Here is a 23,345-nt window from a genome sequence, read left to right as displayed (position 1 = left end):
CCCCGTTTCGGCCAAACTGTTCACGCGTGGTCCGGTGCAGGGGCGCGAGGTGAGGTCCGGGCTGCATATTTGGGCGGCTCCGGCTAGAATAGGGGCAGTTTCGCGCCTCTGGAGCTCAGGTGAATTCGGTTCAGAATCCAGCCTATGTCACGGGCCTCGAGGCGCGCTTTGCCGCCGCCGCGCGGCACAGCCGCATGGTGCGGATCCTGCGCGTCGCGGTTCCCGCGATGGTCGGGCTGGCGATGGCCGTGATCATCTACATCGCGCTCTTCAATCCGTTCCACGACCTGATCCCCAAGCTGCCGCTCGAGATGGATAACCTCGTCGTGTCCGGCACCAAGATCACGATGGAAGCGCCGCATATCGCCGGCTTCTCCAACGACGGACGGCCCTACGAAATGTGGGCCAAGGCGGCGATCCAGGATGTCACCGATCCCGACCATGTCGAGCTGAAGACGATCCGCGCCAAGGTGGCGCAGCAGGATCAGTCGACGGTGACGATGGATGCGCGCACCGGCTTCTTCGACAACAAGAAGCAGCTGCTCGACTTGCGCCAGGACATCTTCCTGCAGTCGTCCACCGGCTATGAGGCCAGGCTGACGCAGGCCTTCGTCGACATCAACAAGGGCAACGTGTCGTCGGACGAGCATGTCGACGTCAAGCTGCTCGACGGCACGCTGACCGCCGACAGGCTCCGGATCTACAACAGCGGCGAGCTGGTGCGGTTCGAAGGCAATGTCGTGATGAATCTCGACAAGCTCGGCGACAACAATGCTGCCCCGCCGGCCGAGCCCGCTCCACCGCCGTCGCCGCCGCCGAAGCCGCGCAAATCCGCCAACACGAAATGATTTTGATGATGAGACGTTTTCCGCACGGCATGGCAATTGCGGCGTTCCTGCTCGCGCTTTTCTCCGCGAATGCCGCGTTCGCGCAGGGCTCGATGAGCGGCGTGCCCAACGCCATGCAGGGCTTCTCGCAGAACCGCGACCAGCCGATCCAGATCGAGGCTGCTTCGCTCGAAATGCGCGACAAGAAAAAGGAGGCGACCTTCGCCGGCAATGTGAAGGTCGTGCAGGGCGACACCACCATGACGTCGAAGACGCTGGTCGTGTTCTACGAGGATAAATCGACCCAGGCGCCGGCGCCCGCCCCGGCCGGCACCAAGGGGGCAGCCGCCAAGGGCGCCGCGCCGATGCAGACGGCAACCCCGGGCCCCGGCGGCGCCTCCTCGATCAAGCGGCTGGAGGCGAAGGGCAATGTCGTCGTGACCCAGAAGGACCAGGTCGTCACCGGCGAGACCGCGATCTTCGACACCAAGACCAATCTGATCACGATGCTCGGCGGCGGCGGCAGCCAGGTGGTGCTGACCCAGTGCCAGAATGTGCTGCGCGGCGACCGCCTTTTGGTCGACATGACCACCGGCGTCTCGCGCGTCGAAGCCGACAATGGCAAGGTGCAGGGCCTGTTCATCCAGTCGCCAGGCGGACAGAGCGGCAAGTGTGGCGCGCCGGCCGCCCCCGGCTCAGCCCCGGCCCCGTCGCCGCTGCAGCTGATTCCCGGCAGCAAGTCCAAGTAAGCCTCACGTAAGGTCGTGCAGAATCAATCAGTTAGATAATATTCTGCGGCCGTGTGGTTGAAGCCGGCGGGGCGAGACTGTATCTACTGCAGCGGCCCGGCCGAACAATGCGCCTCGAGGGGAATATGTTGGCCGGGACAGGGGCATCCATTCATTCAAGGCGCGGGTGATCGCGCTTTGCCGTGTTGTTCGAGCATGATCTCCGCGCAAACGCGTCCGCTTTTGTCGCGCGGGAAGGCCGGTATTCAGATTTCCGGCTCATGCTTGCGGCTTCGCACGCGAATCGATCGATGCGCAGGCGAGGTCGCGGGATCACCGTGAAAGGCTGAAGCGAAGCGGGGATGGTGGATTTTCTCGGCATGTTCCGGCGGCGCTCTGCGAAACGCAGTACCGGATTTGCGCGCTCGCATGACGACATCACGGCGCTCGATGACCAGTTCGGCGAGATGCTGACGTCTCCAGTGCGTGACGCGCCGCCGACGGCGCGCGCCGCGTCGGCTCCCGGCGTCGAGCTGCCGCGATCCCAACCGGCAGCAGCGCCGGCGCGGGCGAGGCCGGCCAGGAACAGCGCTCCCGCCGCGCCGCAGCTCATCAAGCGGCCGGGTTATCTGGCTGTGCATAGCGTGGAAAAGAGTTTTGGCAGCCGCCAGGTCGTGCGCGGCGTCAGCATCTATGTGCGCCGTGGCGAAGCGGTCGGCCTGCTCGGGCCCAACGGCGCCGGCAAGACCACCGTGTTCTACATGATCACCGGGCTGATCAAGGCCGATCGCGGCGCCATCGAGCTCGATGGCCACGACGTCACCAAGCTGCCGATGTATCAGCGCGCGCGCCTTGGCATCGGCTATCTGCCGCAGGAAGCCTCGATCTTCCGCGGCCTGTCGGTCGAGCAGAACATCCGCGCGGTGCTCGAGGTGGTCGAGCCCTCGAAGAAGAAGCGTGAGCACGAGCTGGATTCGCTGCTCGACGAGTTCAACATCACGCGGCTGCGCAAGAGCCCGTCGATTGCGTTGTCCGGCGGCGAGCGCCGCCGCGTCGAGATTGCGCGCGCGCTGGCGACGCGCCCCAATTACATGCTGCTCGACGAGCCGTTCGCCGGCATCGACCCGATCGCGGTCGGCGACATCCAGGACCTCGTCCGCCATCTCACCAACCGCGGCATCGGCGTGCTCATCACCGACCACAATGTCCGCGAGACGCTCGGGCTGACCGACCGCGCCTATATAGTCTATGCCGGTGAAATCTTGACTGAGGGAAGCCCGGAGGAGATCGTTAATGATCCCGATGTACGTCGGCTTTACCTTGGCGAGGAATTCCGCCTCTAGCGCTATTTTCCAATCCGTCAAGCCGTGTACAAGGGCTTCGGACTAATATAAGCAAGAATCGAGCCAACTTTTAGGATCGTTCTTGCCTCCATGGCGCTGACCCAAAGACTAGAGTTCCGCCAGTCGCAGTCGCTGGTGATGACGCCGCAGCTGATGCAGGCGATCAAGCTGCTGCAACTGTCGAACCTGGATCTGTCGGCCTTTGTCGAGGAAGAGCTGGAGCGCAATCCGCTGCTGGAGCGGGCCGCCGACGGACCGGAGCCGCCGGTAGCCGGCGAGCCGGCCATGGAGCGGCCGGACTACGGCGATTCCGACGGTTCCAGCAGCTATGGGGACGACGGCGACGCCTCCGACATGGCCGCAGGCCCAGGCGGTGAGGCCGGCTTCGAGCCCGGCCAGGAGGAATGGCTGAACCGCGACCTCGGCAGCCGTGCCGAGATCGAGCAGACGCTCGATACCCGCCTCGACAACGTGTTTTCCGAGGAGCCGGCGGAAGCCGCGGCGCGTGCCGCGCAGGATGCGCCGCCATCGGTCTACACCGAATGGGGCGGCGGCGCCTCCAGCGACGACGAGTACAATCTCGAAGCTTTCGTGGCCGCCGAGCTGACGCTTGCCGACCACCTCGCCGAACAACTCGCGGTGGCGTTCTCGGCGCCGGCGCAGCGCATGATCGGGCAGTATCTGATCGACCTGGTCGACGACGCCGGCTACCTGCCGGCCGATCTCGGCCAGGCCGCCGAGCGGCTCGGTGCGTCGCAGCAAGCGGTCGACGAGGTCGTCGCGGTGCTGCAGAAATTCGATCCGCCGGGCGTATGCGCGCGAAACCTGAGCGAATGCCTCGCGATCCAGCTGCGCGAGCTCGATCGCTACGATCCGGCGATGCAGGCGCTGGTCGAGCATCTCGACCTGCTCGCCAAGCGCGACATCGCCGGCCTGCGAAAGCTCTGCGGCGTCGACGACGAAGACATCACCGACATGATCGCCGAGATCCGCCGGCTCGACCCGAAGCCCGGGCTGAAGTTCGGCACCGCGCGGACGCAGACCATGGTGCCCGACGTCTATGTGCGTCCGGGTCCCGACGGCGGCTGGCATGTCGAGCTCAACAGCGACACTCTGCCGCGCGTGCTGGTCAATCAGACTTATTACGCTGAGCTGTCGAAGACGATCCGCAAGGATGGTGACAAGTCGTATTTCACCGACTGCCTGCAGAATGCGACCTGGCTGGTCCGCGCGCTCGATCAGCGCGCCCGCACCATCCTGAAAGTCGCGACCGAAATCGTCCGCCAGCAGGATGGCTTCTTCACTTATGGCGTCGCGCATTTGCGGCCGCTCAATCTGAAGGCGGTCGCGGACGCGATCCAGATGCATGAATCGACGGTGTCGCGCGTCACCGCCAACAAATACATGGCGACCAATCGCGGCAGTTTTGAATTGAAGTATTTTTTCACCGCCTCGATCGCGTCGGCCGACGGCGGCGAGGCGCATTCGGCCGAGGCGGTGCGTCACCACATCAAGCAATTGATCGACGGCGAGGCCCCGTCGGCGATCCTGTCCGACGACACGATCGTGGAACGTTTGCGCGCCTCGGGCATTGATATCGCCCGCCGTACCGTCGCGAAGTATCGCGAGGCGATGCGGATACCATCCTCGGTGCAGCGCCGCCGTGACAAACAGAGCATGCTCGGTAATGCCCTTTCGGCTCCTGCCTCCTCGTCCGACCGGTCGCGCGACACAGCCTCCGTTTAGGTTACTTCTTGAGCGTGACCCCGTTCGGGTACGGATCGGGCCATGCGCGCGTTGCGTTCGCGCCAAATCGGGATAGTCTCAATCTTTCCAGGTCGAGCGTCGTCCAGAAAGGGAGGTAACCGGAAGCCCAGCAAGCATCATGCTCCTGCAAGAGTGATCGAGGCATCCAGCAATTGAGGCATCAAATGACCCTTCGAATCTCGGGAAAGAGCATCAGCATCGGCGAGGCGCTTCGCGCGCGCGTCAGCGAGCGCACCGACGAGGTCCTGCGAAAGTATTTTGATGGCAACTATTCGGGTCACATCACGCTGAGCAAGGATGGCTTCGGCTTCCGAACCGATTGCGCGCTGCATCTGGATTCCGGCATCACGCTGGAAGCCGAATCCAACGCCACCGACGCCTATGCCAGCGCGGACGCGGCGCTCTTGATGATCGAGAAGCGCCTGCGCCGCTACAAGAGCCGGCTCAAGGATCGCTCCGCCCGCAAGACCTACGCCGCGACTGCCGCGCTTGCCGAATTGAACGGCGTCGGGCTCGACGCGCCGAGCTACGTCATCGAGGCGCCCGAGAACGAGGACGAGGTCACCGAATACAGCCCGGTGATCATTGCCGAGGCAACCACCGCGCTGAAGCGGCTGTCGGTCAGCGAAGCCGTGATGGAGCTCGATCTGACCGGCGCCTCCTGCCTGGTGTTCCAGCATGGCGGCAGCGGCCGCTTGAACATCATTTACCGCCGTACGGACGGCAATGTCGGCTGGGTCGATCCGCCGGCGGTGAGCCCTTGAGGATAGTTGGCAGATGGCATTGACGTCCGAAGCCGGCCCTGCTTATGGTCCGCCGCCTCCAGGAACAAGGGAGGCGGAACAGGGTTCGCAGGTGTTGGCACCGCCGATACGTTGGAGTAGAAGCCCTGCCAACTGGACCCGGGCTAAGCCCGCATCCCACCTCATCTTCTTGACGCCGCCGCTGTAAAGCCTATTTCGCAACCTGACGGTCATTCACCTCGGAACGTCCCAATGCCGATTACCGATTTGGTCGCACCCGAGGCGATTCTCCCGGCTTTGAAAGTCATCAGCAAGAAGCAGGCGCTGCAGGAACTCGCTGCGCGTGCCTCCGCTCTGACCGGCCAGAACGAACGCGCCATCTTCGAGGTGCTGCTGCAGCGCGAGAAGCTCGGCACCACGGCGGTCGGCTATGGCGTCGCCATTCCGCACGGCAAGCTGCCCAAGCTGGAGAAGCTGTTCGGCTTCTTCGCCCGCCTCGAACGCCCGATCGATTTCGAGGCGATGGACGGCCAGCCGGTCGATCTGATCTTTCTGCTGCTCGCACCGGAAGGCGCCGGCGCCGACCACCTCAAGGCGCTGGCGCGGATCGCCCGCCTGTTGCGCGACCAGGACGTCGCCAAGAAGCTGCGTGCCTCGCGCGACGCCCAGGCGATCTACTCGGTGCTCGCATTGCCGCCGGCGAGCGCGGCGTAAGGCCGCCTGCCGTGCGATTTTGCGGGCGCTTGGCGGCCCGTGGTATAGTTCGTTCATGACGCGAACCGAAGCCCTCAGGAAGCTCCGTGACCAGGCCGATGCCATCAAGGCACTCGGGGCGACTTCGCTGTATCTATTTGGTTCGACTGCGCGCGACGAGGCTCGTGCCGGGAGTGATATTGATCTCTTCGTGGACTACGATCCTCGCAGCCGGTTCAATGCTCTCGATCTGGTCGCGACCAAGCGACTGCTCGAAGAGAGTCTCGGCGTCGAAGTCGATCTCACCACACGCAAAGGACTTCATCCACTGATTCGAGAGCGGATCGAGGCGGAGGCAACGCGGGTTTTCTGAATGATCGTGCGCTCCCCCTTGCTTCGTATCCACGACATGCTCGAAAGCATCCGTGGCATCGAAAAGGCGTTGGCAGGAAAATCCATCCGCGACTACGAGCGCTCGTGGCTGCTGCGCTCCGCAATTGAACGCGGAATCGAAGTCATTTCGGAAGCGAGCCGCCACCTCGGCAGCGAGTTAAAGGCTCAGCACAAGAATGTCCGCTGGAAAGACATCGCAGGCATAGGCAACATCTTGCGGCATGATTACCAGCGCGTTGACGCCACGATCATCTGGAAAGCGGTCAAGGATGATCTACCACCGCTGAAGGCCGCGCTGTTGGCGCTCAAGGCTTCATTGGAGTAGTCCGTAGCCCGGATGAAGCGAAGCGCAATCCGGGGCTACTCTAACTGCGGATAGTTCAGTCCCGGATTACGCTGCGCTCCATCCGGGCTACGGAGCGTTCGCAATTCTCTCAGCAGATCGTCGGCAGCAGACGGCGGACTTCGTCGAGCAGATCGGGGATAGCCTTCTCGTCATTGGCGAGATGCCGGAGCAGCGCGCTCTGGAACAGGCCGTCGAACAGCGCGTACAGCGCCGCCGGTGACGATGCCGGCCGCTTGTTGCCGAGCTCGGCGTAGCGCGTGGCGATGCGCCAGATCATCGCTTCCAGGCTCTTGTCGATCTCGAGCACGTCCTTGCGGAACGCCGGCTCGAACATCGCCTGCGAGCGCAGATCGTACCAGAGCCGATGCATGCGCGCTTCGTTCTCGAGCGTTGCCGCGAGCTTGGCGAGGAAGCCTTCGGTCAATTCGTCGCGGCTGCGTGCTGTCGTCACCACCTCGTCATAGCGCGTCACGCATTTCGCCTTGTAGTGGCGGACGCAGCAGCAGATCAAATCGAGCTTGTCGCTGAAGTAGTAGTGAAACACGCCGTGCGTGAATGCGGAGTTTTGCGCGATCTCGCGCAGGCTGGTGCGCGCGAAGCCGAGCTCGCCAAGCGTCTCCAGCGCGGCCTCCGCGAGCTCGACGCGCCGCGCGTTGAACTTCTCGTCGCGCAGCGCCTCGGCCGCTACGGCCACGCGTTGGGCCGCTCCTGTCGCTTGCCGCGCCATTCCGTGCCTTTCCTCTGCTTCTTCCCTTTAACAACTATACCGCGACGACCGCGGCGCGCTCCATCTCTTCACAACCATCCTCTTTGACACTTGTCAAATTCAGACTTGACAAGTGTCAAGTTCCTGGACGAGGGTTGGCGAAATAATTTGGACAACCGTCAAGACGGCTGACCAATCGACAAATTAGGAGGAAATGCACCGCCGGGCGCGCCAACGCTGCGCCCTGCCGACGCCGGCCGCGATCACCGTTGCGCTCCAAATGCGCAGGCCCCGGCCCGCGCTGCCTCTGTCAGCACCACCATCAATCGGCAAGCAAAGGGAGGACTACGTCATGAGTGGGAAGAGCCTTGAAGGCAGGAAAGCCCTGGTCACCGGCGGCGCCCGGGGGATTGGCGCGGCGATCGCGCAGGCATTGGCGCGGTCCGGCGCCGCGGTGATGATCGGTGACATTCTGGATGACGCCGGCAAGGCCAGCGCCGCCGAGATCGCCAAGGCCGGGGTCAAGACCGGCTTCGTCAAGCTCGACGTCACCGACGATGGGCAATGGGAGCGGGCCGCCGCAGCGACGGTCGAAACCCTCGGCGGCTTCGACATCCTGATCAACAATGCCGGCATCGAGATCACCTCGCTGGTCGCCGACATCAAGGCCGAGGACGCGCGCCGCATGTGCGACGTCAACATCGTCGGCACCGTGCTCGGCATGAAGCACGCCTTCCGCGCGATGCGGCCGGGCGGCGCCGCGGGCAAGGGCGGCGCGGTCGTCAACATCGCTTCGGTCGCGGCGACGATCGCCTTCCCGAGCATCGCGGTCTATTCCGGCACCAAATCCGCGGTCGACCGCATGACGCGGGTCGGCGCGATGGAAGCCGGCAAGCTCGGCTATGGCGTGCGCGTCAACTGCATCTATCCCGGCCTGATCCCGACCGACATGGGCCTGCAGCTCGCCAACGACATCGTGAAGATCGGTCTCGCGCCCGACGTCAACGCCGCTGTCGGCTCGGTGGTGGAGCAGACGCCGCTCGGCAAGCTCGCGGAGGTCTCCGACATCGCCGACGCCGCCGTGTTCCTGTGCTCGAACGATGCGCGATTCATCACCGGCATCGGCCTGCCGGTCGATGGCGGCATGGGCATGTAGCAACAAAGCCGACAACAAGCATTTCGGAGGATCGCAATGAGCGAGAAGAAGCCCGTCATCGTCTATGGCGCTTCCGGCTATACCGGCCGGCTGGTCTGCGAATATCTGCGCGAGTATAACATCCCCTTCATCGCCGCCGGCCGCAGCGCCGAGAAGCTCAACGTCGCGATGAAGTCGAACGTGGCCGGCATCGAGACCGCCGACTACGAGGTCGTGTCGGTGCCGCACACCGTGGCCGCGCTGACTGAATTGTTCAAGGGCGCCTCGGTGGTGCTCAACACCGTGGGCCCCTTCGCCAAGTTCGGTGGCGAGGTGGTACAGGCCTGCCTGGCTGCCAAGTGCCACTACACCGACACGACCGGTGAGCAGGACTGGCTGATCACGCTCGAGCATGAGTTTGGCACGAAATTCGCCAATGCCGGCCTGCTGCTGGCGCCGGGCATCGCGCAGATGTACACCACCGGCGAGATCGCTGCGCAGCTGTGCCTGGAAACGCCCGGCCTCGACACGCTCGATATCGCCGTGTTCTGGGGCGGCAGCCCGACCATCGCCTCGACGCAGACCATCCTGGTCAACGCCGCGATGGCCAAGGCCTACTACCTGGAGCAGAACAAGTACGTCGAGCATCAGCCCGATGCCGGCCTCTACAACCTCGCCATCCCCGGCCAGCACGAGCTGGCGCTGGCGCTGCCGTGGGGCGGCACATCGCACCCGGTGTGGTTCAAGCAGGATCCGCGCGTCGCCAACGTCAAGGTGCTGGGCGGCGTGTTCAATCGTGCGCTGATGCTGGGCGTGCCGCAGATCGTCGCCGCCGCGCTGGAGGCGACCAAGGACATGAAGCCCGACGAGCGCTACGCCGCCCTGGCGCAGACCGCTGCCGGCGTGATGAACACCATGCCGCCGCGCGAGAATCCGCGCGTCAACAAGTCGCTGGATTCGGTGTATGCCTCCGGCCCGCTGGGGCGCGCGCACTGCGTCATCTACGGCAACAGCAACTACAAGCAGACCGGCATGCTGCAGGCCTATGCTGCCGCGCATCTGCTGCAGCAGCCGCCCAAGCGCGTAGGCTTCGCCTCCGGCTGTCAGGCGTTCGGCCATCGCGAGCTGCTCGGGCAATTGCGCAGCTTCGGCCTGGTCGGCAAGCCGGTCCTGACCATGCATGATTGAGCTTGAGCCCCGCTCGGATCGGGGCTCAACACTCCGTTCCCTGAAGCGTTTTCGTTTTGCTCGAAAACGCACCGTCCGCGGGTGACGCAGTAGCGCGTCACCCGCCCCTTGCGCGAGACCTGCCATGCGCTTCATCGATTATCTCGATAAGGGTGCCTCGCTCGGCGCTGACGCGCCATGCCTCACGATGGACGGACGCGACCTCAGCTATGGCGAGGTGCAGCGGCTGAGCTACCGGATCGCGCGCGGGCTCGACCGGTCGGGCATCGCTCCCGGCGAGAAGGTCGCGATCCTGTCCGGCAACGATCCGCTCGCCTTCGCCTGCGTGTTCGGCATCTCGCGCGCGGCTGCCGTGTGGTGTCCGATCAATCCGCGCAACGAGGCGCCTGAGAACAAGTTCATCCTCGATCAGTTCGATTGCAGCCTGCTGCTGTTTCATTCGAGCTTTGCGCCGATGGTCGAGGCGGTCCGGCAGGACCTGCCCAAGCTGCGTGCGCTGGTCTGTCTCGACGCCGAGCTGCCGTTCGCGCCGTCATTCGACCGCTGGCTCGGCGGGCTCGCCGACGATGTCTATCAGCGCGCCACGATCGACGATCTCGCGATGATCCCGGGCACCGGCGGCACCACCGGCAAGCCGAAGGGCGTGATGCTGTCGGGACGCAACATCGAGGCGATGACCGCGCTGACCCTGATGGGCTACCCGTTCAAGGGCCGTCCGATTTATCTCGCGCTGGCGCCGCTGACGCATGCCGCCGGCGTGCTCTGTTTCCCCATCATGACGCTGGGCGGCCGCGTCGTGATCATGCACCACCCTGACATCGGCGAGTTCCTGGCGCTGATCGCGCGCTATCGCGTCACCCATACCTTCCTGCCGCCGACCGTGATCTACATGCTGCTCGATCATCCCGGGCTCGATGCGGCCGATCGCAGCTCGCTGCAATGTTTCTGGTACGGCGCAGCACCGATCTCGGCGACGCGGCTCGCCGAAGCCCTGAAGCGGATCGGGCCGATGGCGCAGCTGTTCGGCCAGACCGAGGCGCCGATGATGATTTCGATGATGCCGCCCGCCGATCACTACAATCCGGACGGCAGCATCGCGATGGAGCGACTCCCGTCCGCCGGGCGGATCGGCCCGCTGGTGCAGGCCGGCATCATGGATGGCGACGGCAAGCTGTTGCCGGCGGGATCGCGCGGCGAGATCGTGGTGCGCGGTTCGCTTGTCATGGAAGGCTACTACAAGAACCCCGAGGCCACGCGCGAGGCTTCGGCGCATGGCTGGCACCACACCGGCGATATCGGCTACATCGACGGCGACGGCTATCTCTATATCGTCGATCGCGCCAAGGACATGATCATCACCGGCGGCTTCAACGTGTATTCGATCGAGGTCGAGAACGCGTTGCGCGCCCACGAGGCGGTGCAGGATTGCGCCGTCATCGGATTGCCCGACGACAAATGGGGCGAGCGGATCGTCGCCGTGGTGCAGCCGCGCGTCGGCCACACTGTCGATGCGACCGCGCTCGCCGCCTTCGTCAAGCAGCAGATCGGCAGCATCAAGACGCCGAAGCAGATCGAGGTCTGGGACGATCTGCCGCGTTCCAAGGTCGGCAAGGTGCTGAAGCCGGACATCCGCAAGCGACTGGAGCCGCGGTTCTGATCCGCTTCGCGCGAAAGTGCCTTGTCCTGAACATGTATTGACAACCAGCCGGCGACGCCAGAAGACGGACGCGCGCAACATCGCGTGTGCGAACCAGGGATGACCGATGTCCCGCGATTTTCGCCTTGATCGCGTTCCCGTCGACGTTCTCGCTTACGAGCTCGCCGAAGAGAGGGCGAGTGCGCTCGGCCGCATGGGCCGCGCGCTGGAACAGGCGCTCGCCAGGCTGCGCGAGTTCGATGCCGCCCATCCGCACACCGAAGCACCTGCGCCCACACAGCAGGCACGGCGCCTCCTGGTGCGGGAGGCCGGCCATGCGCTCTGGATGTTCGTGGTGCAGCGGGAGGCCTGCGGGCTGCGCAACAACCGCATGCTGATGCGCGACTACAACGTGCCCGGCGAGGTGCAGCTCAGCATGGGCCCGATGCTCGCCACGTCGACCTCATCGCCATAAAAAATGCGCGGGCCGCCTCGGTGTCGAGGCCTGCCCGCGCATTGAATTCGCGGATGCTGAATTCAGCCGTAGATTTGCGTCAGTGGACGCTGACGGCCTGCAACTCGTTGCTCCATGCGTTCGCGACCGCGGCTTCGCGGCTGTCGGTCAGCATGATCGGCGTGCCGTCGGCGGCGTGCAGTGCGAACAGTTTGAGGCCCGGCGCGATCTTCGGCGCCTGCGGAAAGAGATCCGGCACGTCCTCGGAGCGGACCTGCTTCACATAGGCGATATGACCTTCGCCCAGATGGGCCAGCGCTTCCGGCGTGACGCTCTCGGATTCGATGGTGGTGGTACTCAGTTCACTCATGGTCTCGACTCCTCAGTCAGATAAGCGGTCGAGTCCGCTCGTTGTTTCTATTATTCGTGCTCATTGATAGCGATTGTCTTAATGACCCGTTCAGGTTCCGGCCTGGCCAGGTCAATCGACAACAACCCGTTCTTCAGATCCGCGCCCAGCACCTGCATCCCCTCCGCCAGCACGAAGGTGCGCTGGAAGTGGCGCGCGGCGATGCCGCGATGGATGTATTGCCGAGCCTTGTCGTCCTGCTGGCGGCCGCGGATGACGAGCTGATTTTCCTCAATAGTTACATCGAGTTGGTCGCGGGTGAAGCCCGCCACCGCCAAGGTGATGCGCAGCCGCTCAGGCTGCCCGTTGGTACGGTCGCACCGCTCGATGTTATACGGAGGATAGCCGTCGGCGCCCTTCACGACGCGGTCGAGCGCACGCTCGATCTCGTCGAATCCCAGAAGGAACGGACTAGACAACGATGGAACACGAGACATTACAAAGTCCTCTCGAAGCGACTTTGAGGGGCCCTTGCGGCGCCCCATGCAACCGGCGGGCCGTCTGGCCTCCGGTCAGTGAGGGATATGGGGGCGATCTGGATAGCGTTCAAGCAGCCCCGAAACCAGCCTAAACGCCCGCAACATGGGGGTAAATTCTTCCCGATCGGTTACTCCCCGACGCGCTTGCGGCCGTCGGCGGTAAAAAGATGCAGCTTGTCGCGGGGGGCGACGGCCCGGATCCGTTCGCCGATGGCGGGACCCGAGACGCCGGGAACCCGGACGATCACCTCGCCGGGCGGCAGCTCGCCCGGATTGGTGGCAACGCCCTGCTCCTCGCGCTGGCGGCTGCCATAGACGAAGGTCTCGGCGCCGACATGCTCGATCGCCTCGACCGTGAGGCCAAGCGCGACGCCGCCGGATCCGGTCTCGCTCGAGATCACGAAATCCTCCGGCCGGATCCCGACAATGCCGGCGCCGTCGGCGCCCGTGATCTGGGACTTCAGCTCGTCCGCACGCAGCGGCATCAGGTTCATCGGCGGCGCGCCGATGAAGGAGGCGACGAAGGTGGTCGCCGGCTTCTGGTAGATGTCCAGCGGATTACCGATCTGCTCGACCTGCCCGCCGTTCATGACGACGAGGATGTCGGCGAGCGTCATCGCCTCGAGCTGGTCGTGGGTGACGTAGATCGATGTGGTGTTGAGCCGGCGCTGCAGCTTGCGGATCTCGACCCGCATCGCGATGCGCAGCTTGGCGTCGAGGTTCGACAGCGGCTCGTCGAACAGGAACACTTTCGGCTGGCGCACGATGGCGCGGCCCATCGCGACGCGCTGGCGCTGGCCGCCGGAAAGCTGGCGCGGCTTGCGCTCCAGCATCGGCGAGAGCTCGAGGACGCGCGCGGCTTCCTCGACGCGGGTCTTGATCTCGGCCTCGGCCATGCCGCGGTTGCGCAGGCCGTAGGCCATGTTGTTGTAGACGCTCATATGCGGATAGAGCGCGTAGTTCTGGAACACCATCGCGATGTCGCGATCAGCAGGCTCGACCTGGTTGACGACGCGGCCGCCGATGTCGATCTCGCCGCCGGTGATGGTCTCGAGCCCCGCGACCATGCGGAGCAGCGTGGACTTGCCGCAGCCGGATGGGCCGACCAGCACGCAGAACTGGCCGTCGCCGACGTCGACATCGACGCCCTTGATGGCCTCGAAGCCGCCGGGATAGGTCTTGCGGACGCTGCGCAGTGTGACGTTAGCCATTACTTTTCCGTCTCCACCAATCCGCGCACGAACAGTTTCTGCATCACGACGACGACGAACACCGGCGGCAGCATCGCGAGCAACGCGGTCGCCATCACGATCGGCCATTCGGTCAGCGCATCGGTCGTCGTGATCATCTTGCGGATGCCGACCTGGATGGTCTGCATGTCGTCGCGCGTCGTGATTAACAACGGCCAGAGGTACTGATTCCAGCCGAGGATGAAGAGGATCACGAACAGCGCGGCCATGTTGGTGCGCGACAGCGGCAGCAGCGTATCCCAGAAGAAGCGGAACGGGCCTGCGCCGTCGATGCGGGAAGCCTCCAGCAATTCATCCGGCACGGTCATGAAGAACTGGCGGAACAGCAGCGTCGCGGTCGCTGACGCAATCAGCGGCAGCGACAGGCCGGCATAGCTGTCGAGCAGATGCAGATCGGCGACGATCTTGTAGGTCGGATAGATGCGTACCTCGACCGGCAGCATCAAGGTGATGAAGATGATCCAGAAGATCGCCATCCGGAACGGAAACCGGAAATACACGATCGCGTAGGCCGAGATGATCGAGATCGCGATTTTGCCGACCGCGATCAAGAGCGCCATGACCAGCGAGTTCAGCATCATGTTCAGCACCGGCTCGCGGGTCGAGCCGCTCGTGCCGACAAACAGCGTCTGGTAGTAGGTCTGGAGGAAATGGCCGCCGGGCAGCAGCGACATCTGGCCGTTGGCGATGACGGCGTTGTCCTGGGTCGAGGCGACCAGCGCGAGATAGACCGGGAAGGCGACGATCGCGATCCCGATCCACAGGATGGCGTGAGCCAGGTAGCGCTGGAAGCCTTCCTCCTCGACCATCAGTAGGTCACCTTGCGTTCGACGAAGCGGAACTGGATCGCCGTCAGCATGACGACGATGACCATCAGGATGACCGACTGCGCCGCCGACGAGCCGAGATTGCCGCCGAGCAGGCCGTCCGTATAGACCTTGTAGACCAGCGTCTCGGTCGCCTTGCCGGGACCGCCGCGGGTCATGGTGTCGATGATGCCGAAAGTGTCGAAGAAGGCGTAGACGATGTTGATGACCAAGAGGAAGAAGATGGTCGGCGACAACAGCGGGAAGATCACGGTCCAGAACCGCCGCATCGGCCGGGCGCCGTCGATCGCGGCGGCCTCGATCACGCTCTTCGGGATGCTCTGCAGCCCGGCGAGGAAGAACAGGAAATTGTAGGAGATCTGCTTCCAGGCCGCGGCGAGGATGATCAGGGCTGCCGCCTGGTTGCCGTCGAGCAGCGGATTCCAGTCGATGCCCATGGCGCGCAGATAGCGCGACAGCACGCCGAGCGAGGGGTGCAGCATGAACACCCAGAGCACGCCGACCACCGGCGGGGCCACCGCATAGGGCCAGATCAGCAGCGTGCGATACAGCGTCGAGCCGCGCAGTGGCCTGTCAGCCATGACAGCGAGCAGCAGCGCGAAGGACAGCGATGAGACCGCGATCGCGAACGAGAACACGAAGGTTCGGACGATCGCCTCGAAATAGGCCGGCTCCTTGAACAGCTCGAGATAGTTCTCGAACCAGACGAAGCTGGTGGAGAGACCGAAAGCGTCCTGCAGCAGGAAGGACTGGATCACCGCCTGCACGGCCGGCCAGTAGAAAAAGATCAGGACGATCGCGAGTTGCGGGGCAACCAGCGCGTAAGGCAATAGCTTTGACTGGAAAATCGCTTGCTTTTGCATGGGCTCGGAAGAAGGGCAGGCCGCGGATGCGGCCCGCCGGTTGATCGCCCTAAAGCGCGATGAGATGAGGTTGGATCGTCATCGCGCTTTAGCTTGTCATCTGGGCATGGTGGAAAACCGCTTCGCGCTTTTCCGGATCGTGCCCGAAGGCATCATGTCAGCGGACGGCGGTCTTTTCAAACTGCCGCAGCATCTGGTTGCCGCGCTCGACGGCGGCGTCCAGCGCCTGCTTGGCGGTCTTCTTGCCGGCCAGCGCCTGCTCGATCTCCTCCGACCACATGTCGCGCAGCTGCACCATGTTGCCGAGGCGCAGACCGCGGGAATTCGCGGTCGGCTCCTTGTTGGTGAGCTCGAGCAGCGGGGTCTCGAGATAGGGCTGGTCCTTGTAGAAGCCTTCTTCCTTGGCCTTGGCATAGGCGGCCTTGGTGATCGGCAGATAGCCCGAGGCCTTGTGGATCCAGACCTGGCGGTCGGTGTCCGAGAGGAAGGTCAGGAACTTGGCCACGCCCTTGTATTCCTCGGCCGACTTGCCGCCCATCACCCAGAGCGAGGCGCCGCCGATGATCGAGTTCTGCGGCGCGCCCTTGGCGTCGGGATAATACGGCATCGGTGCTGCGGTGAAGTTGAACTTGGCCTGCGCCTTGACGTTGCCGAAGAACGCCGAAGAGGTCAGGTAGATCGGGCATTCGCCCGAGGTGAAGCGGCCTTCGCCGGTGTTGGTGCGGCCGGCATAGTCGTAGGTCTTGTCCTTCTGCAGCTCGACGAGGTTCTCGAGATGCTTGACCTGCAGCGGGCCGTTGAATTCGAGCACGGTGTCGAAGCCGTCGAGGCCGTTGGCCTTGCTGGCGAGCGGCACATTGTGCCAGGCCGAGAGCTGTTCGAGATTGACCCAGGTGACCCACGAGCCGGAGAAGCCGCAGGTGTTATAGCCGGCTGCCTTCAGCTTCTTGGCGTCGTCGAACACTTGCGGCCAGGTCTTCGGAATCTCCGCGATGTTGGCCTTCTTCAGCGCATCGAGATTGATCCACATCACCGTCGACGACGAGTTGAAGGGGAACGACAGCATCTCGCCCTTGGAGGTCGAGTAGTAGCCGGTGATCGCGGGCAGATAGACGCCCGGATCGAACTTCTCGCCGGCGTCGGCCATCAGCTTGTAGACCGGCTTGACGGCGCCGGTGGCGGCCATCATCGTCGCGGTGCCGACCTCGAACACCTGCATGATATGCGGCGCGTTGCCGGCGCGGAACGCGGCGATGCCGGCGTTCATGGTGTCGGCATAGCCGCCCTTGTAGGTCGGGATCACCTTGTAGTCGGATTGCGAGGCGTTGAAGTCGTTGGCCAGCTTGACGATGACGTCGTTGTTGGCGCCGGTCATCGCGTGCCACCACTGGATCTCGGTCACCGCGAACGCGGGCGACGCGAATGCGAGCGCGGCAGCGGCTGCCGCGGCAGCGCCTAGTCGTCGAAAGAACATCAAAACCCCTCCCAATTGGAACATCATCTTTCGTTGCGCGCGTTATCAGCGCCGGATGACGTTCAAATGACCGTATAAACGAAAGTCATGGTAGGGGGGAAGCCGAAGCGAAGGGAAGCGGTAAAAAAGGCGAAGACCGCAGCCGCATCCGTGCGGTGCAACGCCGGCCGCGACGTTGCACCGCAGTGTTGATGCGTCGGCCGGTTCGAGACGGGCCGACGCTCCAGCTTTGTCCTGACGCGAACCGGTGCCCATCCCGCATCACGTGCGGGACGGGCTCGAAAACGTCTTTAGCGCTTGCGCTGGGGACCGCAGACCACGCCTTTTTCAACCAGGCCGTTGATCTCGTCCTTCGAGTAGCCGAACTCGCCAAGCACTTCCGCGGCGTGCTGGCTGAACTTCGGCGGCGTACGGCGCAGGTTCGGCTTGGTGCGTTCGAGGCGGATCGGCGAGGCGACGCCCTTGTACCAATCCTTCTCGATGACGTCGCCGCGATGAATGGTGTGCGGGTTGGTCAGCGCCTGGTCGATCTTCTGCACCGGGCCGGCCGGCAGGCCGGCGGCGAGCAGCCGATTGCACAGCGGCTCGGCCTCGTGCTGGCTGAACACCGCGGCCAGTTCGACGCGCAGCGCATCGCGGTTGGCGATGCGGTCCTTGTTGCGGGCAAAGCGCGGGTCGGTGCCGAGTTCGGGCTTGCCAATCTCCTTGGCGAGCTTGCGGAAGGTTCCGTCATTGCCGACGCCGATGAAGATGTTGTCGGTCTTGGTCGGGAAGATCGCGTAAGGAACGAGGTTGGGATGCTCGTTGCCGGTGAGCGACGGCGGCTTGCCATGCATGAAGTAGTTCGCGGTGTGCGGATGCATGATCGCGAGCCCGGTCTCGTACAGCGTCGTCTCGATGAACTGGCCGAGCCCTGAGCGCTGCCGCTCCGACAGCGCCATCAGGATGCCGATCGTGGCGTAGAGCCCGGTGGTGATGTCGACCAGCGGCACGCCGATCCGCATCGGACCGCTCTCCGGCGAGCCGGTCGCCGCGATCATGCCGGTCATCGCCTGGATGATCGCGTCATAGCCGGGATTGCCGCCGCGCGGGCCGTCGGCGCCGAAGCCGGAGATCCGGCAATGCACGAGGCGCGGAAATTTCGCGCGCAGCACGTCGTTGCCGATGCCCCATTTGTCGAGCGTGCCCGGCTTGAAATTCTCGATCAGCACGTCGGCGGTCTCGAGCATCTTCATCAGCACCGCGCGTCCGCCCTCGGAAGCGAGGTCGAGGCCGATCGAGCGCTTGTTGCGGTTGATGCCGACGAAATAGGCCGCGTCCTCGTCATGGAACGGAGGACCCCAGTCGCGCACCTCGTCGCCGGCGGGCGGCTCGACCTTGATCACGTCGGCGCCGTGGTCGGCGAGAATCTGGGTGCAATACGGACCGCCGAGCACGCGCGTCAGATCGATCACGCGCAGGCCGCTCATCGCGCCCGTAGCCGCTGGGGTATTCATGGAAACAACCTTCGCTCAGTTGGGATCAGATAACGAGGGTCCCAGAGCTAACGGTCTTCAGCCGGGGCAGCAATGCTTCCGTCGGCGCAGGCCCATGCAGCAGGCGGCGCATGCGTTCGCCAAGCGAACCAGCCGCTGAAAGAGCAATGGTCCGCCACGTGTCGCGGCGGACCATTGCGTGATGTGGAACTAGACGACGCTCAGCTTGACGTCGACATTGCCGCGGGTCGCGTTGGAATAGGGGCACACCTGGTGGGCCTTCTCGACCAGCGCTTCGGCATCGTTGCGCGCAAGGCCGGGCAGCGACACCGCGAGCTCGACGGCGAGGCCGAAGCCGCCTTCCGAGCGCGGGCCGATGCCGACCGTCGAGGTCACCGAGGCGTCGGCGGGAACCTTGGGGCCGCCCTGCGAGGCCACGAACTTCATCGCGCCGATGAAGCAGGCGGCATAGCCGGCCGCGAACAGCTGCTCCGGATTGTTGCCGGCACCGCCGCCGCCACCGAGCTCCTTCGGGGTCGTGAGCTTGACGTCGAGTGCGCCGTCGAGCGTCGCCGCATGGCCGTCGCGGCCGCCGGTTGCCTTGGCGCTGGTCTTGTAGAGCACGTTCACAGACATCGTGGTCTCCCTTGGTGGGTTGGGCTTGAATTCGATGACGCATGTATTGCACGCAAATAGATTGCGCACAATATAAAATATGCGGTCTCACATTTAATTGTTCGCAATTGAATCCGCGGTCCCGTGAGCCCAGAATGACCCGGAAACGAGATGGATTCGATGGGAATCATGGCCAGGAAACCGACGGCCGCGGATCAGGCGCTGCGGCTCGACAATCAGATCTGCTTTGCGGTCTATTCGACCGCGCACGCCTTCAACCGCGTCTACAAGCCGCTGCTCGACCGGCTCGGGCTGACCTATCCGCAGTATCTCGTGATGCTGGCGCTGTGGGAGCGCGACGACGTCGCGGTGAAGGACCTCGGCGAGCGCCTGTTCCTGGATTCCGGCACGCTGACGCCGCTCCTGAAGCGGCTGGAGGCGGCGGAGTTGATCAGGCGGACCCGCAGCACCGCGGACGAGCGGGTGGTGCTGATCGCGCTGACGCCGCAGGGCCACGCGCTGCGCGAAAAGGCCAAGGCCGTGCCGCAGTCGATCCTCGCGGCCTCGGACTGCACCGTCGGCGAACTGATGGCGATGAAGGACGAGATCGTCGCGCTGCGCGACCGGCTGAATGCGGTGCTGGGGGAGTAGGGGGCGGGCGGGGCGGTTAGAGGCGTTTCTTGGCGAAGGCGCGGCCGGAGTGGGATTTGAGATATTTCTCGAACGCCAACGCTTTGTACTTGTCGGGAAATGCGCAGTACCAGACCAAGTCCCACGGCATAAATTTTGAGGTGTGCGCCGATTTGCCGGCGTTGTGCTCAGGAATCCGGCGCTTCAGATCTTCGGTCGCGCCGACATATTCCTGATCAGGGAAGTTGATGCTGCGGAGGATGTAGACGTACCACATTCGCATCCACTGAAGCCGGACGGGAGTAGAGCCCTTGGCAGTCCGTCTTCGCCCTTCGGGCTACGCCGGACACCACGCTTCGCCCTTCAGGCAACTCGTGGCTGCGCCACGCGTACCACGTAGCGCATCGCAGTTACTAATAAGATAAGTCGGCCAGTTGATCCAGTCCGTCTTCGCCCTTCGGGCTACGCCGGACACCACGCTTCGCCCTTCGGGCAACTCGTGGCTGCGCCACGCGTAGCCCGAAGGGCGAAGCGTGGTGGAGCCAGGCGGGATCGAACCGCCGACCTCTTGCATGCCATGCAAGCGCTCTCCCAGCTGAGCTATGGCCCCTTATCCCGTTGGGATGATCCTGGGGGATCAATCCCGGTCCGCGCGGCCTAGACGACTCGCGCGGCAGCACCGTTGATCATAGATCGGCGCCGATCTCAAGTCTCTTCGTCGCCTCCGACGTCACCAATGATGTCGGTGACGTCCTCATCGCCCTCTTCCTCGTCGGCGATGAAGGTCGAATCGTCGTCGTCATCGTCGTCGATGGTCTCATCGACCTCGATATCGTCCTCGGATTCGGGAACCTGGGCCTTGACCTTCCCGGTGTTCTCCTCGGCATCGGCCTCCTCGAGCGAGACCATCTCCTCGGCCTCGGCGGGCTCCGGCATGTCGGCTGCGGTCGCAGGCGAACTGACGGTGGCGCCCCGGCCCCGCGGCGGGGCGATCGGCGCGATCGGCACGACTTCGCCGGTATAGGGCGAGATCACCGGATTCTTGTTGAGGTCGTAGAACTTCTTGCCCGTGGTCGGGCAAATGCGCTTGGTTCCGAGCTCGGACTTGGCCACGTGGTAATCCCAGAATTTTCCTGAAAAACGGAGCTTCACTTGGCTAGTTGAGGAGCCGCTGTCAATAGCGGTCTGCGCGCATTTGACGGGCGCGTGACGCGGTGTTGCCTATGTGATACCTGCCGCGACGCGAGAGGACACAATCTTGGCCCATTCTGACACCCCGACCTCGCTGGAATCGCGCGCGTGCGGCCCCCTGGCCGGCACGGTCCGCGTTCCCGGCGACAAATCGATTTCCCACCGCGCCCTGATCCTGGGGGCGCTTTCGGTCGGCGAAACCCGCATTTCCGGCCTCCTGGAGGGCGAGGACGTCCTCAACACCGCCAAATCCATGCGTGCCTTGGGCGCCAAAGTGGAGCGGACGGCGCCGTTTACCTGGTCGGTGTCCGGCGTCGGGGTCGGCGGCTTCGCCCAGCCTGCCGCGCCGCTCGATTTCGGCAACTCCGGCACCGGCTGCCGGCTGGTGATGGGCGCGGTGGCCGGCTGCCCGATCGCCGCCATTTTCGACGGCGACGCCTCGCTGCGCTCGCGGCCGATGCGCCGCATCCTCGACCCGCTGGAGCTGATGGGCGCCCGAACCAGCGACATCAGGGAGGGCGGCCGGCTGCCGCTCACCCTGCACGGCGCCCGCTATCCGGTGCCGATCGTCTACAAGACGCCGGTCGCCTCGGCCCAGATCAAGTCCGCAGTGTTGCTGGCGGGGCTTTCCGCGCCCGGTATCACCACCGTGATCGAGCAGGAGGCGAGCCGCGACCACACCGAGCTGATGCTGAAGCATTTCGGCGCCGAGATCTCCTCGGAGAAGGAGGGCAGCCACGGCAGGCGAATCTCGCTGCACGGCGAGCCCGAGCTGCACGGCGCCAGCGTCGTGGTGCCCGCCGATCCGTCCTCCGCGTCATTCCCGATCGTGGCCGCGCTGATCGTCGCAGGTTCCGATGTCGTGTTCTCCGACGTGATGACCAATCCGCTGCGCACCGGCCTGTTCACCACGCTGCGCGAGATGGGCGCCTCGATCGAGGAGAGCGATGTGCGCGGCGATGCCGGCGAGCCGATGGCGCAGCTGCGCGTGCGCGCCTCGAAGCTGAAGGGTGTCGAAGTGCCGCCGGAGCGCGCGCCGTCGATGATCGACGAGTATCTGGTGCTGGCGGTCGCGGCCGCCTTCGCCGAGGGCACCACGATCATGCGCGGCCTGCAGGAGCTGCGCGTCAAGGAATCCGACCGCCTTGAAGCCACCGCCGACATGCTGCGGGTCAACGGCGTCAAGGTCGAGGTCTCCGGCGACGATCTGATCGTCGAGGGCCGCGGCCATGTTCCAGGCGGCGGCCTCGTTGCCACGCATATGGATCACCGCATCGCGATGTCGGCGCTCGTGATGGGCTGCGCCTCCGATCGGCCGGTGAAAATCGACGATACCGCCTTCATCGCCACCAGTTTTCCGGATTTCATCCCGATGATGCGCGCGCTCGGAGCTGATTTCGCATGATCATCGCCATCGACGGACCCGCCGCCTCGGGCAAGGGCACGCTCGGCAAGCGGCTCGCCCACCACTACGGCTATCGTCATCTCGACACCGGCGTGATCTACCGTGCGGTGGCCTATGCGATGATTCAAGCTGGTGCCGAGCTCAGCAACGAGGTGCTGGCCGTGGCTGCGGCGCTCGAGCTCGACCCCGAAAAGTTCGGCAATCCGATCCTGAAGACCCAGAAGGTCGGCGATGCCGCCTCCGTGGTGTCGGCGATTCCGCAGGTTCGCGAGGTGCTGGTGAACTTCCAGCGCCAGTTCGCCGCCGATCCGCCCGGTGCGGTGCTGGACGGACGCGACATCGGCACCGTGATCTGCCCGGATGCCGACGTGAAGATCTTCGTGGTCGCCGACCCCCGCGTGCGAGCACGGCGGCGCACGCTGGAGGCGCGCGCCCGCGGCGAGGACGCCGACGAAGAGGCGGTGCTCGCCGACATCCTCAAGCGCGACGAGCGGGACAAGAACCGGGCGATTGCGCCTCTGCGGCCGGCTCCGGACGCCCACACGCTGGACAATTCGAACCTCGATATCGAGGCCGGCGTGCGTGCCGCCATCGCCATCGTCGAGGCTGTGCGCGCCAGGCGCTAGAATCGCGGGCCGTCGCGGCGCTTTCGGCCCGAAAACCCAGCAAAATGGGGCATTTCCTGCTTGCCGAAAGTCGCATGCAGGGCTATATCAGCGCCGTTCGGAGCAGCATCGACGATGTCGAGGCCGTGTCTGAGCGGGCCGG

The 23,345-nt window shown here is 64.5% G+C and carries 26 protein-coding genes and 1 tRNA gene; 15 read left to right on the top strand and 12 right to left on the bottom strand.

The window, feature by feature from the left end:
* Positions 1–119 precede the first annotated feature (119 nt).
* The 8 genes from lptC (at position 120) to QA635_RS00570 (ending at position 6,819) form a co-directional block, all read left to right on the top strand.
* On the top strand, positions 120–848 hold the full coding sequence (lptC, locus tag QA635_RS00605) for an LPS export ABC transporter periplasmic protein LptC (protein WP_283066164.1): 729 nt from the start codon (positions 120–122) through the stop codon (positions 846–848).
* The gene (locus tag QA635_RS00600; RefSeq protein WP_425249113.1) at positions 845–1,576 is read left to right on the top strand and encodes an LptA/OstA family protein; all 732 of its coding nucleotides are present in this window, start codon (positions 845–847) and stop codon (positions 1,574–1,576) included. The genes lptC and QA635_RS00600 overlap by 4 nt, the downstream gene beginning before the upstream one ends.
* Before the next feature lie 341 nt (positions 1,577–1,917).
* Positions 1,918–2,898 carry an LPS export ABC transporter ATP-binding protein gene (gene lptB / locus QA635_RS00595; protein WP_283066159.1) on the top strand — a complete coding sequence of 327 codons (981 nt, stop codon included), beginning with the start codon at positions 1,918–1,920 and terminating at the stop codon, positions 2,896–2,898.
* A gap of 90 nt (positions 2,899–2,988) precedes the next feature.
* Positions 2,989–4,644, top strand: coding sequence for an RNA polymerase factor sigma-54 (gene rpoN, locus QA635_RS00590; protein ID WP_283066157.1), 1,656 nt, complete (start codon positions 2,989–2,991; stop codon positions 4,642–4,644).
* Between the two features lie 185 nt (positions 4,645–4,829).
* Entirely contained in the window at positions 4,830–5,429 is a 600-nt protein-coding gene (gene hpf / locus QA635_RS00585; RefSeq protein ID WP_028337939.1) for a ribosome hibernation-promoting factor, HPF/YfiA family, read from the top strand.
* Positions 5,430–5,660: 231 nt separating this feature from the next.
* Positions 5,661–6,122 (top strand): PTS IIA-like nitrogen regulatory protein PtsN, encoded by a 462-nt coding sequence (gene ptsN, locus QA635_RS00580; protein ID WP_016843543.1) that lies wholly within the window; start codon positions 5,661–5,663, stop codon positions 6,120–6,122.
* A gap of 55 nt (positions 6,123–6,177) precedes the next feature.
* Positions 6,178–6,474: a nucleotidyltransferase family protein gene (locus QA635_RS00575; protein WP_057020394.1), complete on the top strand. Its 297-nt coding sequence runs from the start codon at positions 6,178–6,180 to the stop codon at positions 6,472–6,474.
* Positions 6,475–6,819, top strand: a complete 345-nt coding sequence (locus tag QA635_RS00570) for a HepT-like ribonuclease domain-containing protein (RefSeq protein ID WP_283066154.1) — start codon at positions 6,475–6,477, stop codon at positions 6,817–6,819.
* 109 nt (positions 6,820–6,928) lie between these two features.
* On the opposite strand, the gene QA635_RS00565 is transcribed toward QA635_RS00570, so the two are convergent.
* The gene (locus tag QA635_RS00565) at positions 6,929–7,534 is read right to left on the bottom strand and encodes a TetR/AcrR family transcriptional regulator (RefSeq protein WP_026192040.1); all 606 of its coding nucleotides are present in this window, start codon (positions 7,532–7,534) and stop codon (positions 6,929–6,931) included.
* Positions 7,535–7,898: 364 nt separating this feature from the next.
* Here QA635_RS00565 and QA635_RS00560 point away from each other — a divergent pair, with 364 nt between their 5' ends.
* The 4 genes from QA635_RS00560 to QA635_RS00545 all read left to right on the top strand — a co-directional run bounded on the left by QA635_RS00560 (position 7,899) and on the right by QA635_RS00545 (position 11,980).
* Positions 7,899–8,702 carry an SDR family NAD(P)-dependent oxidoreductase gene (locus QA635_RS00560; protein ID WP_172646240.1) on the top strand — a complete coding sequence of 268 codons (804 nt, stop codon included), beginning with the start codon at positions 7,899–7,901 and terminating at the stop codon, positions 8,700–8,702.
* Positions 8,703–8,738: 36 nt separating this feature from the next.
* On the top strand, positions 8,739–9,869 hold the full coding sequence (locus QA635_RS00555) for a DUF5938 domain-containing protein (RefSeq protein WP_283066149.1): 1,131 nt from the start codon (positions 8,739–8,741) through the stop codon (positions 9,867–9,869).
* A 124-nt stretch (positions 9,870–9,993) separates the two neighbouring features.
* Positions 9,994–11,526: an AMP-binding protein gene (locus QA635_RS00550; protein ID WP_283066147.1), complete on the top strand. Its 1,533-nt coding sequence runs from the start codon at positions 9,994–9,996 to the stop codon at positions 11,524–11,526.
* Positions 11,527–11,632: 106 nt separating this feature from the next.
* A complete protein-coding gene (locus QA635_RS00545) occupies positions 11,633–11,980 on the top strand; it encodes a DUF6665 family protein (RefSeq protein ID WP_283066146.1) in 348 nt (115 codons plus the stop codon).
* Between the two features lie 79 nt (positions 11,981–12,059).
* On the opposite strand, the gene QA635_RS00540 is transcribed toward QA635_RS00545, so the two are convergent.
* The 8 genes from QA635_RS00540 to QA635_RS00505 all read right to left on the bottom strand — a co-directional run bounded on the left by QA635_RS00540 (position 12,060) and on the right by QA635_RS00505 (position 19,372).
* A complete protein-coding gene (locus QA635_RS00540) occupies positions 12,060–12,329 on the bottom strand; it encodes a BQ00720 family protein (RefSeq protein ID WP_016843536.1) in 270 nt (89 codons plus the stop codon).
* Between the two features lie 50 nt (positions 12,330–12,379).
* Positions 12,380–12,805, bottom strand: coding sequence for an Hsp20 family protein (locus QA635_RS00535; RefSeq protein ID WP_021082592.1), 426 nt, complete (start codon positions 12,803–12,805; stop codon positions 12,380–12,382).
* A 170-nt stretch (positions 12,806–12,975) separates the two neighbouring features.
* Entirely contained in the window at positions 12,976–14,058 is a 1,083-nt protein-coding gene (locus tag QA635_RS00530) for a sn-glycerol-3-phosphate import ATP-binding protein UgpC (RefSeq protein WP_092081087.1), read from the bottom strand.
* Positions 14,058–14,906, bottom strand: a complete 849-nt coding sequence (ugpE, locus tag QA635_RS00525) for a sn-glycerol-3-phosphate ABC transporter permease UgpE (protein WP_283066140.1) — start codon at positions 14,904–14,906, stop codon at positions 14,058–14,060. The genes QA635_RS00530 and ugpE overlap by 1 nt, the downstream gene beginning before the upstream one ends.
* Positions 14,906–15,787: a sn-glycerol-3-phosphate ABC transporter permease UgpA gene (ugpA, locus tag QA635_RS00520; protein ID WP_283066138.1), complete on the bottom strand. Its 882-nt coding sequence runs from the start codon at positions 15,785–15,787 to the stop codon at positions 14,906–14,908. Before ugpA ends, ugpE begins: the two co-directional genes overlap by 1 nt.
* A 157-nt stretch (positions 15,788–15,944) precedes the next feature.
* Positions 15,945–17,261 carry a sn-glycerol-3-phosphate ABC transporter substrate-binding protein UgpB gene (ugpB, locus tag QA635_RS00515; protein WP_028337533.1) on the bottom strand — a complete coding sequence of 439 codons (1,317 nt, stop codon included), beginning with the start codon at positions 17,259–17,261 and terminating at the stop codon, positions 15,945–15,947.
* Between the two features lie 290 nt (positions 17,262–17,551).
* The gene (locus QA635_RS00510; protein ID WP_283066136.1) at positions 17,552–18,757 is read right to left on the bottom strand and encodes a CaiB/BaiF CoA transferase family protein; all 1,206 of its coding nucleotides are present in this window, start codon (positions 18,755–18,757) and stop codon (positions 17,552–17,554) included.
* Positions 18,758–18,946: 189 nt separating this feature from the next.
* Positions 18,947–19,372 (bottom strand): organic hydroperoxide resistance protein, encoded by a 426-nt coding sequence (locus QA635_RS00505; RefSeq protein WP_026192038.1) that lies wholly within the window; start codon positions 19,370–19,372, stop codon positions 18,947–18,949.
* 168 nt (positions 19,373–19,540) lie between these two features.
* Here QA635_RS00505 and QA635_RS00500 point away from each other — a divergent pair, with 168 nt between their 5' ends.
* Positions 19,541–20,002, top strand: a complete 462-nt coding sequence (locus QA635_RS00500; RefSeq protein WP_028337536.1) for a MarR family winged helix-turn-helix transcriptional regulator — start codon at positions 19,541–19,543, stop codon at positions 20,000–20,002.
* Positions 20,003–20,018: 16 nt separating this feature from the next.
* Here the strand turns inward: QA635_RS00500 and QA635_RS00495 are convergent, their stop codons facing one another.
* The 3 genes from QA635_RS00495 to QA635_RS00485 form a co-directional block, all read right to left on the bottom strand.
* Positions 20,019–20,258 (bottom strand): GIY-YIG nuclease family protein, encoded by a 240-nt coding sequence (locus QA635_RS00495; protein WP_283066133.1) that lies wholly within the window; start codon positions 20,256–20,258, stop codon positions 20,019–20,021.
* Positions 20,259–20,515: 257 nt separating this feature from the next.
* A tRNA-Ala gene (locus QA635_RS00490) sits at positions 20,516–20,591 on the bottom strand.
* 95 nt (positions 20,592–20,686) lie between these two features.
* Positions 20,687–21,094 (bottom strand): TIGR02300 family protein, encoded by a 408-nt coding sequence (locus tag QA635_RS00485; RefSeq protein WP_057020408.1) that lies wholly within the window; start codon positions 21,092–21,094, stop codon positions 20,687–20,689.
* Positions 21,095–21,239: 145 nt separating this feature from the next.
* Between QA635_RS00485 and aroA the strand changes: the two genes are divergently transcribed.
* Positions 21,240–22,577, top strand: a complete 1,338-nt coding sequence (gene aroA, locus QA635_RS00480) for a 3-phosphoshikimate 1-carboxyvinyltransferase (RefSeq protein ID WP_283066131.1) — start codon at positions 21,240–21,242, stop codon at positions 22,575–22,577.
* The gene (cmk, locus tag QA635_RS00475; protein ID WP_283066129.1) at positions 22,574–23,203 is read left to right on the top strand and encodes a (d)CMP kinase; all 630 of its coding nucleotides are present in this window, start codon (positions 22,574–22,576) and stop codon (positions 23,201–23,203) included. Before aroA ends, cmk begins: the two co-directional genes overlap by 4 nt.
* Positions 23,204–23,345 lie beyond the last annotated feature (142 nt).

The organism is Bradyrhizobium brasilense (assembly GCF_029714345.1).
In the GTDB taxonomy this organism is placed as follows: domain Bacteria; phylum Pseudomonadota; class Alphaproteobacteria; order Rhizobiales; family Xanthobacteraceae; genus Bradyrhizobium; species Bradyrhizobium australafricanum.
This window is presented reverse-complemented; position numbering and strand designations above follow the sequence as displayed.

Excerpts from the sequence above, each read along its gene's own strand:
- QA635_RS00575 (WP_057020394.1), top strand. The coding sequence starts at position 6,178 with ATGACGCGAACCGAAGCCCTCAGGAAGCTCCGTGACCAGGCCGATGCC.
- QA635_RS00570 (WP_283066154.1), top strand. The coding sequence starts at position 6,475 with ATGATCGTGCGCTCCCCCTTGCTTCGTATCCACGACATGCTCGAAAGC.
- QA635_RS00510 (WP_283066136.1), bottom strand. The coding sequence starts at position 18,757 with ATGAATACCCCAGCGGCTACGGGCGCGATGAGCGGCCTGCGCGTGATC.
- QA635_RS00495 (WP_283066133.1), bottom strand. The coding sequence starts at position 20,258 with ATGTGGTACGTCTACATCCTCCGCAGCATCAACTTCCCTGATCAGGAA.
- QA635_RS00600 (WP_425249113.1), top strand. The coding sequence starts at position 845 with ATGATTTTGATGATGAGACGTTTTCCGCACGGCATGGCAATTGCGGCG.
- QA635_RS00535 (WP_021082592.1), bottom strand. The coding sequence starts at position 12,805 with ATGTCTCGTGTTCCATCGTTGTCTAGTCCGTTCCTTCTGGGATTCGAC.
- ugpB (WP_028337533.1), bottom strand. The coding sequence starts at position 17,261 with ATGTTCTTTCGACGACTAGGCGCTGCCGCGGCAGCCGCTGCCGCGCTC.
- QA635_RS00555 (WP_283066149.1), top strand. The coding sequence starts at position 8,739 with ATGAGCGAGAAGAAGCCCGTCATCGTCTATGGCGCTTCCGGCTATACC.
- lptB (WP_283066159.1), top strand. The coding sequence starts at position 1,918 with ATGGTGGATTTTCTCGGCATGTTCCGGCGGCGCTCTGCGAAACGCAGT.
- QA635_RS00500 (WP_028337536.1), top strand. The coding sequence starts at position 19,541 with ATGGCCAGGAAACCGACGGCCGCGGATCAGGCGCTGCGGCTCGACAAT.
- ugpA (WP_283066138.1), bottom strand. The coding sequence starts at position 15,787 with ATGCAAAAGCAAGCGATTTTCCAGTCAAAGCTATTGCCTTACGCGCTG.
- ptsN (WP_016843543.1), top strand. The coding sequence starts at position 5,661 with ATGCCGATTACCGATTTGGTCGCACCCGAGGCGATTCTCCCGGCTTTG.
- ugpE (WP_283066140.1), bottom strand. The coding sequence starts at position 14,906 with ATGGTCGAGGAGGAAGGCTTCCAGCGCTACCTGGCTCACGCCATCCTG.
- QA635_RS00545 (WP_283066146.1), top strand. The coding sequence starts at position 11,633 with ATGTCCCGCGATTTTCGCCTTGATCGCGTTCCCGTCGACGTTCTCGCT.
- QA635_RS00550 (WP_283066147.1), top strand. The coding sequence starts at position 9,994 with ATGCGCTTCATCGATTATCTCGATAAGGGTGCCTCGCTCGGCGCTGAC.
- QA635_RS00505 (WP_026192038.1), bottom strand. The coding sequence starts at position 19,372 with ATGTCTGTGAACGTGCTCTACAAGACCAGCGCCAAGGCAACCGGCGGC.
- QA635_RS00560 (WP_172646240.1), top strand. The coding sequence starts at position 7,899 with ATGAGTGGGAAGAGCCTTGAAGGCAGGAAAGCCCTGGTCACCGGCGGC.
- QA635_RS00540 (WP_016843536.1), bottom strand. The coding sequence starts at position 12,329 with ATGAGTGAACTGAGTACCACCACCATCGAATCCGAGAGCGTCACGCCG.
- QA635_RS00530 (WP_092081087.1), bottom strand. The coding sequence starts at position 14,058 with ATGGCTAACGTCACACTGCGCAGCGTCCGCAAGACCTATCCCGGCGGC.
- rpoN (WP_283066157.1), top strand. The coding sequence starts at position 2,989 with ATGGCGCTGACCCAAAGACTAGAGTTCCGCCAGTCGCAGTCGCTGGTG.
- hpf (WP_028337939.1), top strand. The coding sequence starts at position 4,830 with ATGACCCTTCGAATCTCGGGAAAGAGCATCAGCATCGGCGAGGCGCTT.
- cmk (WP_283066129.1), top strand. The coding sequence starts at position 22,574 with ATGATCATCGCCATCGACGGACCCGCCGCCTCGGGCAAGGGCACGCTC.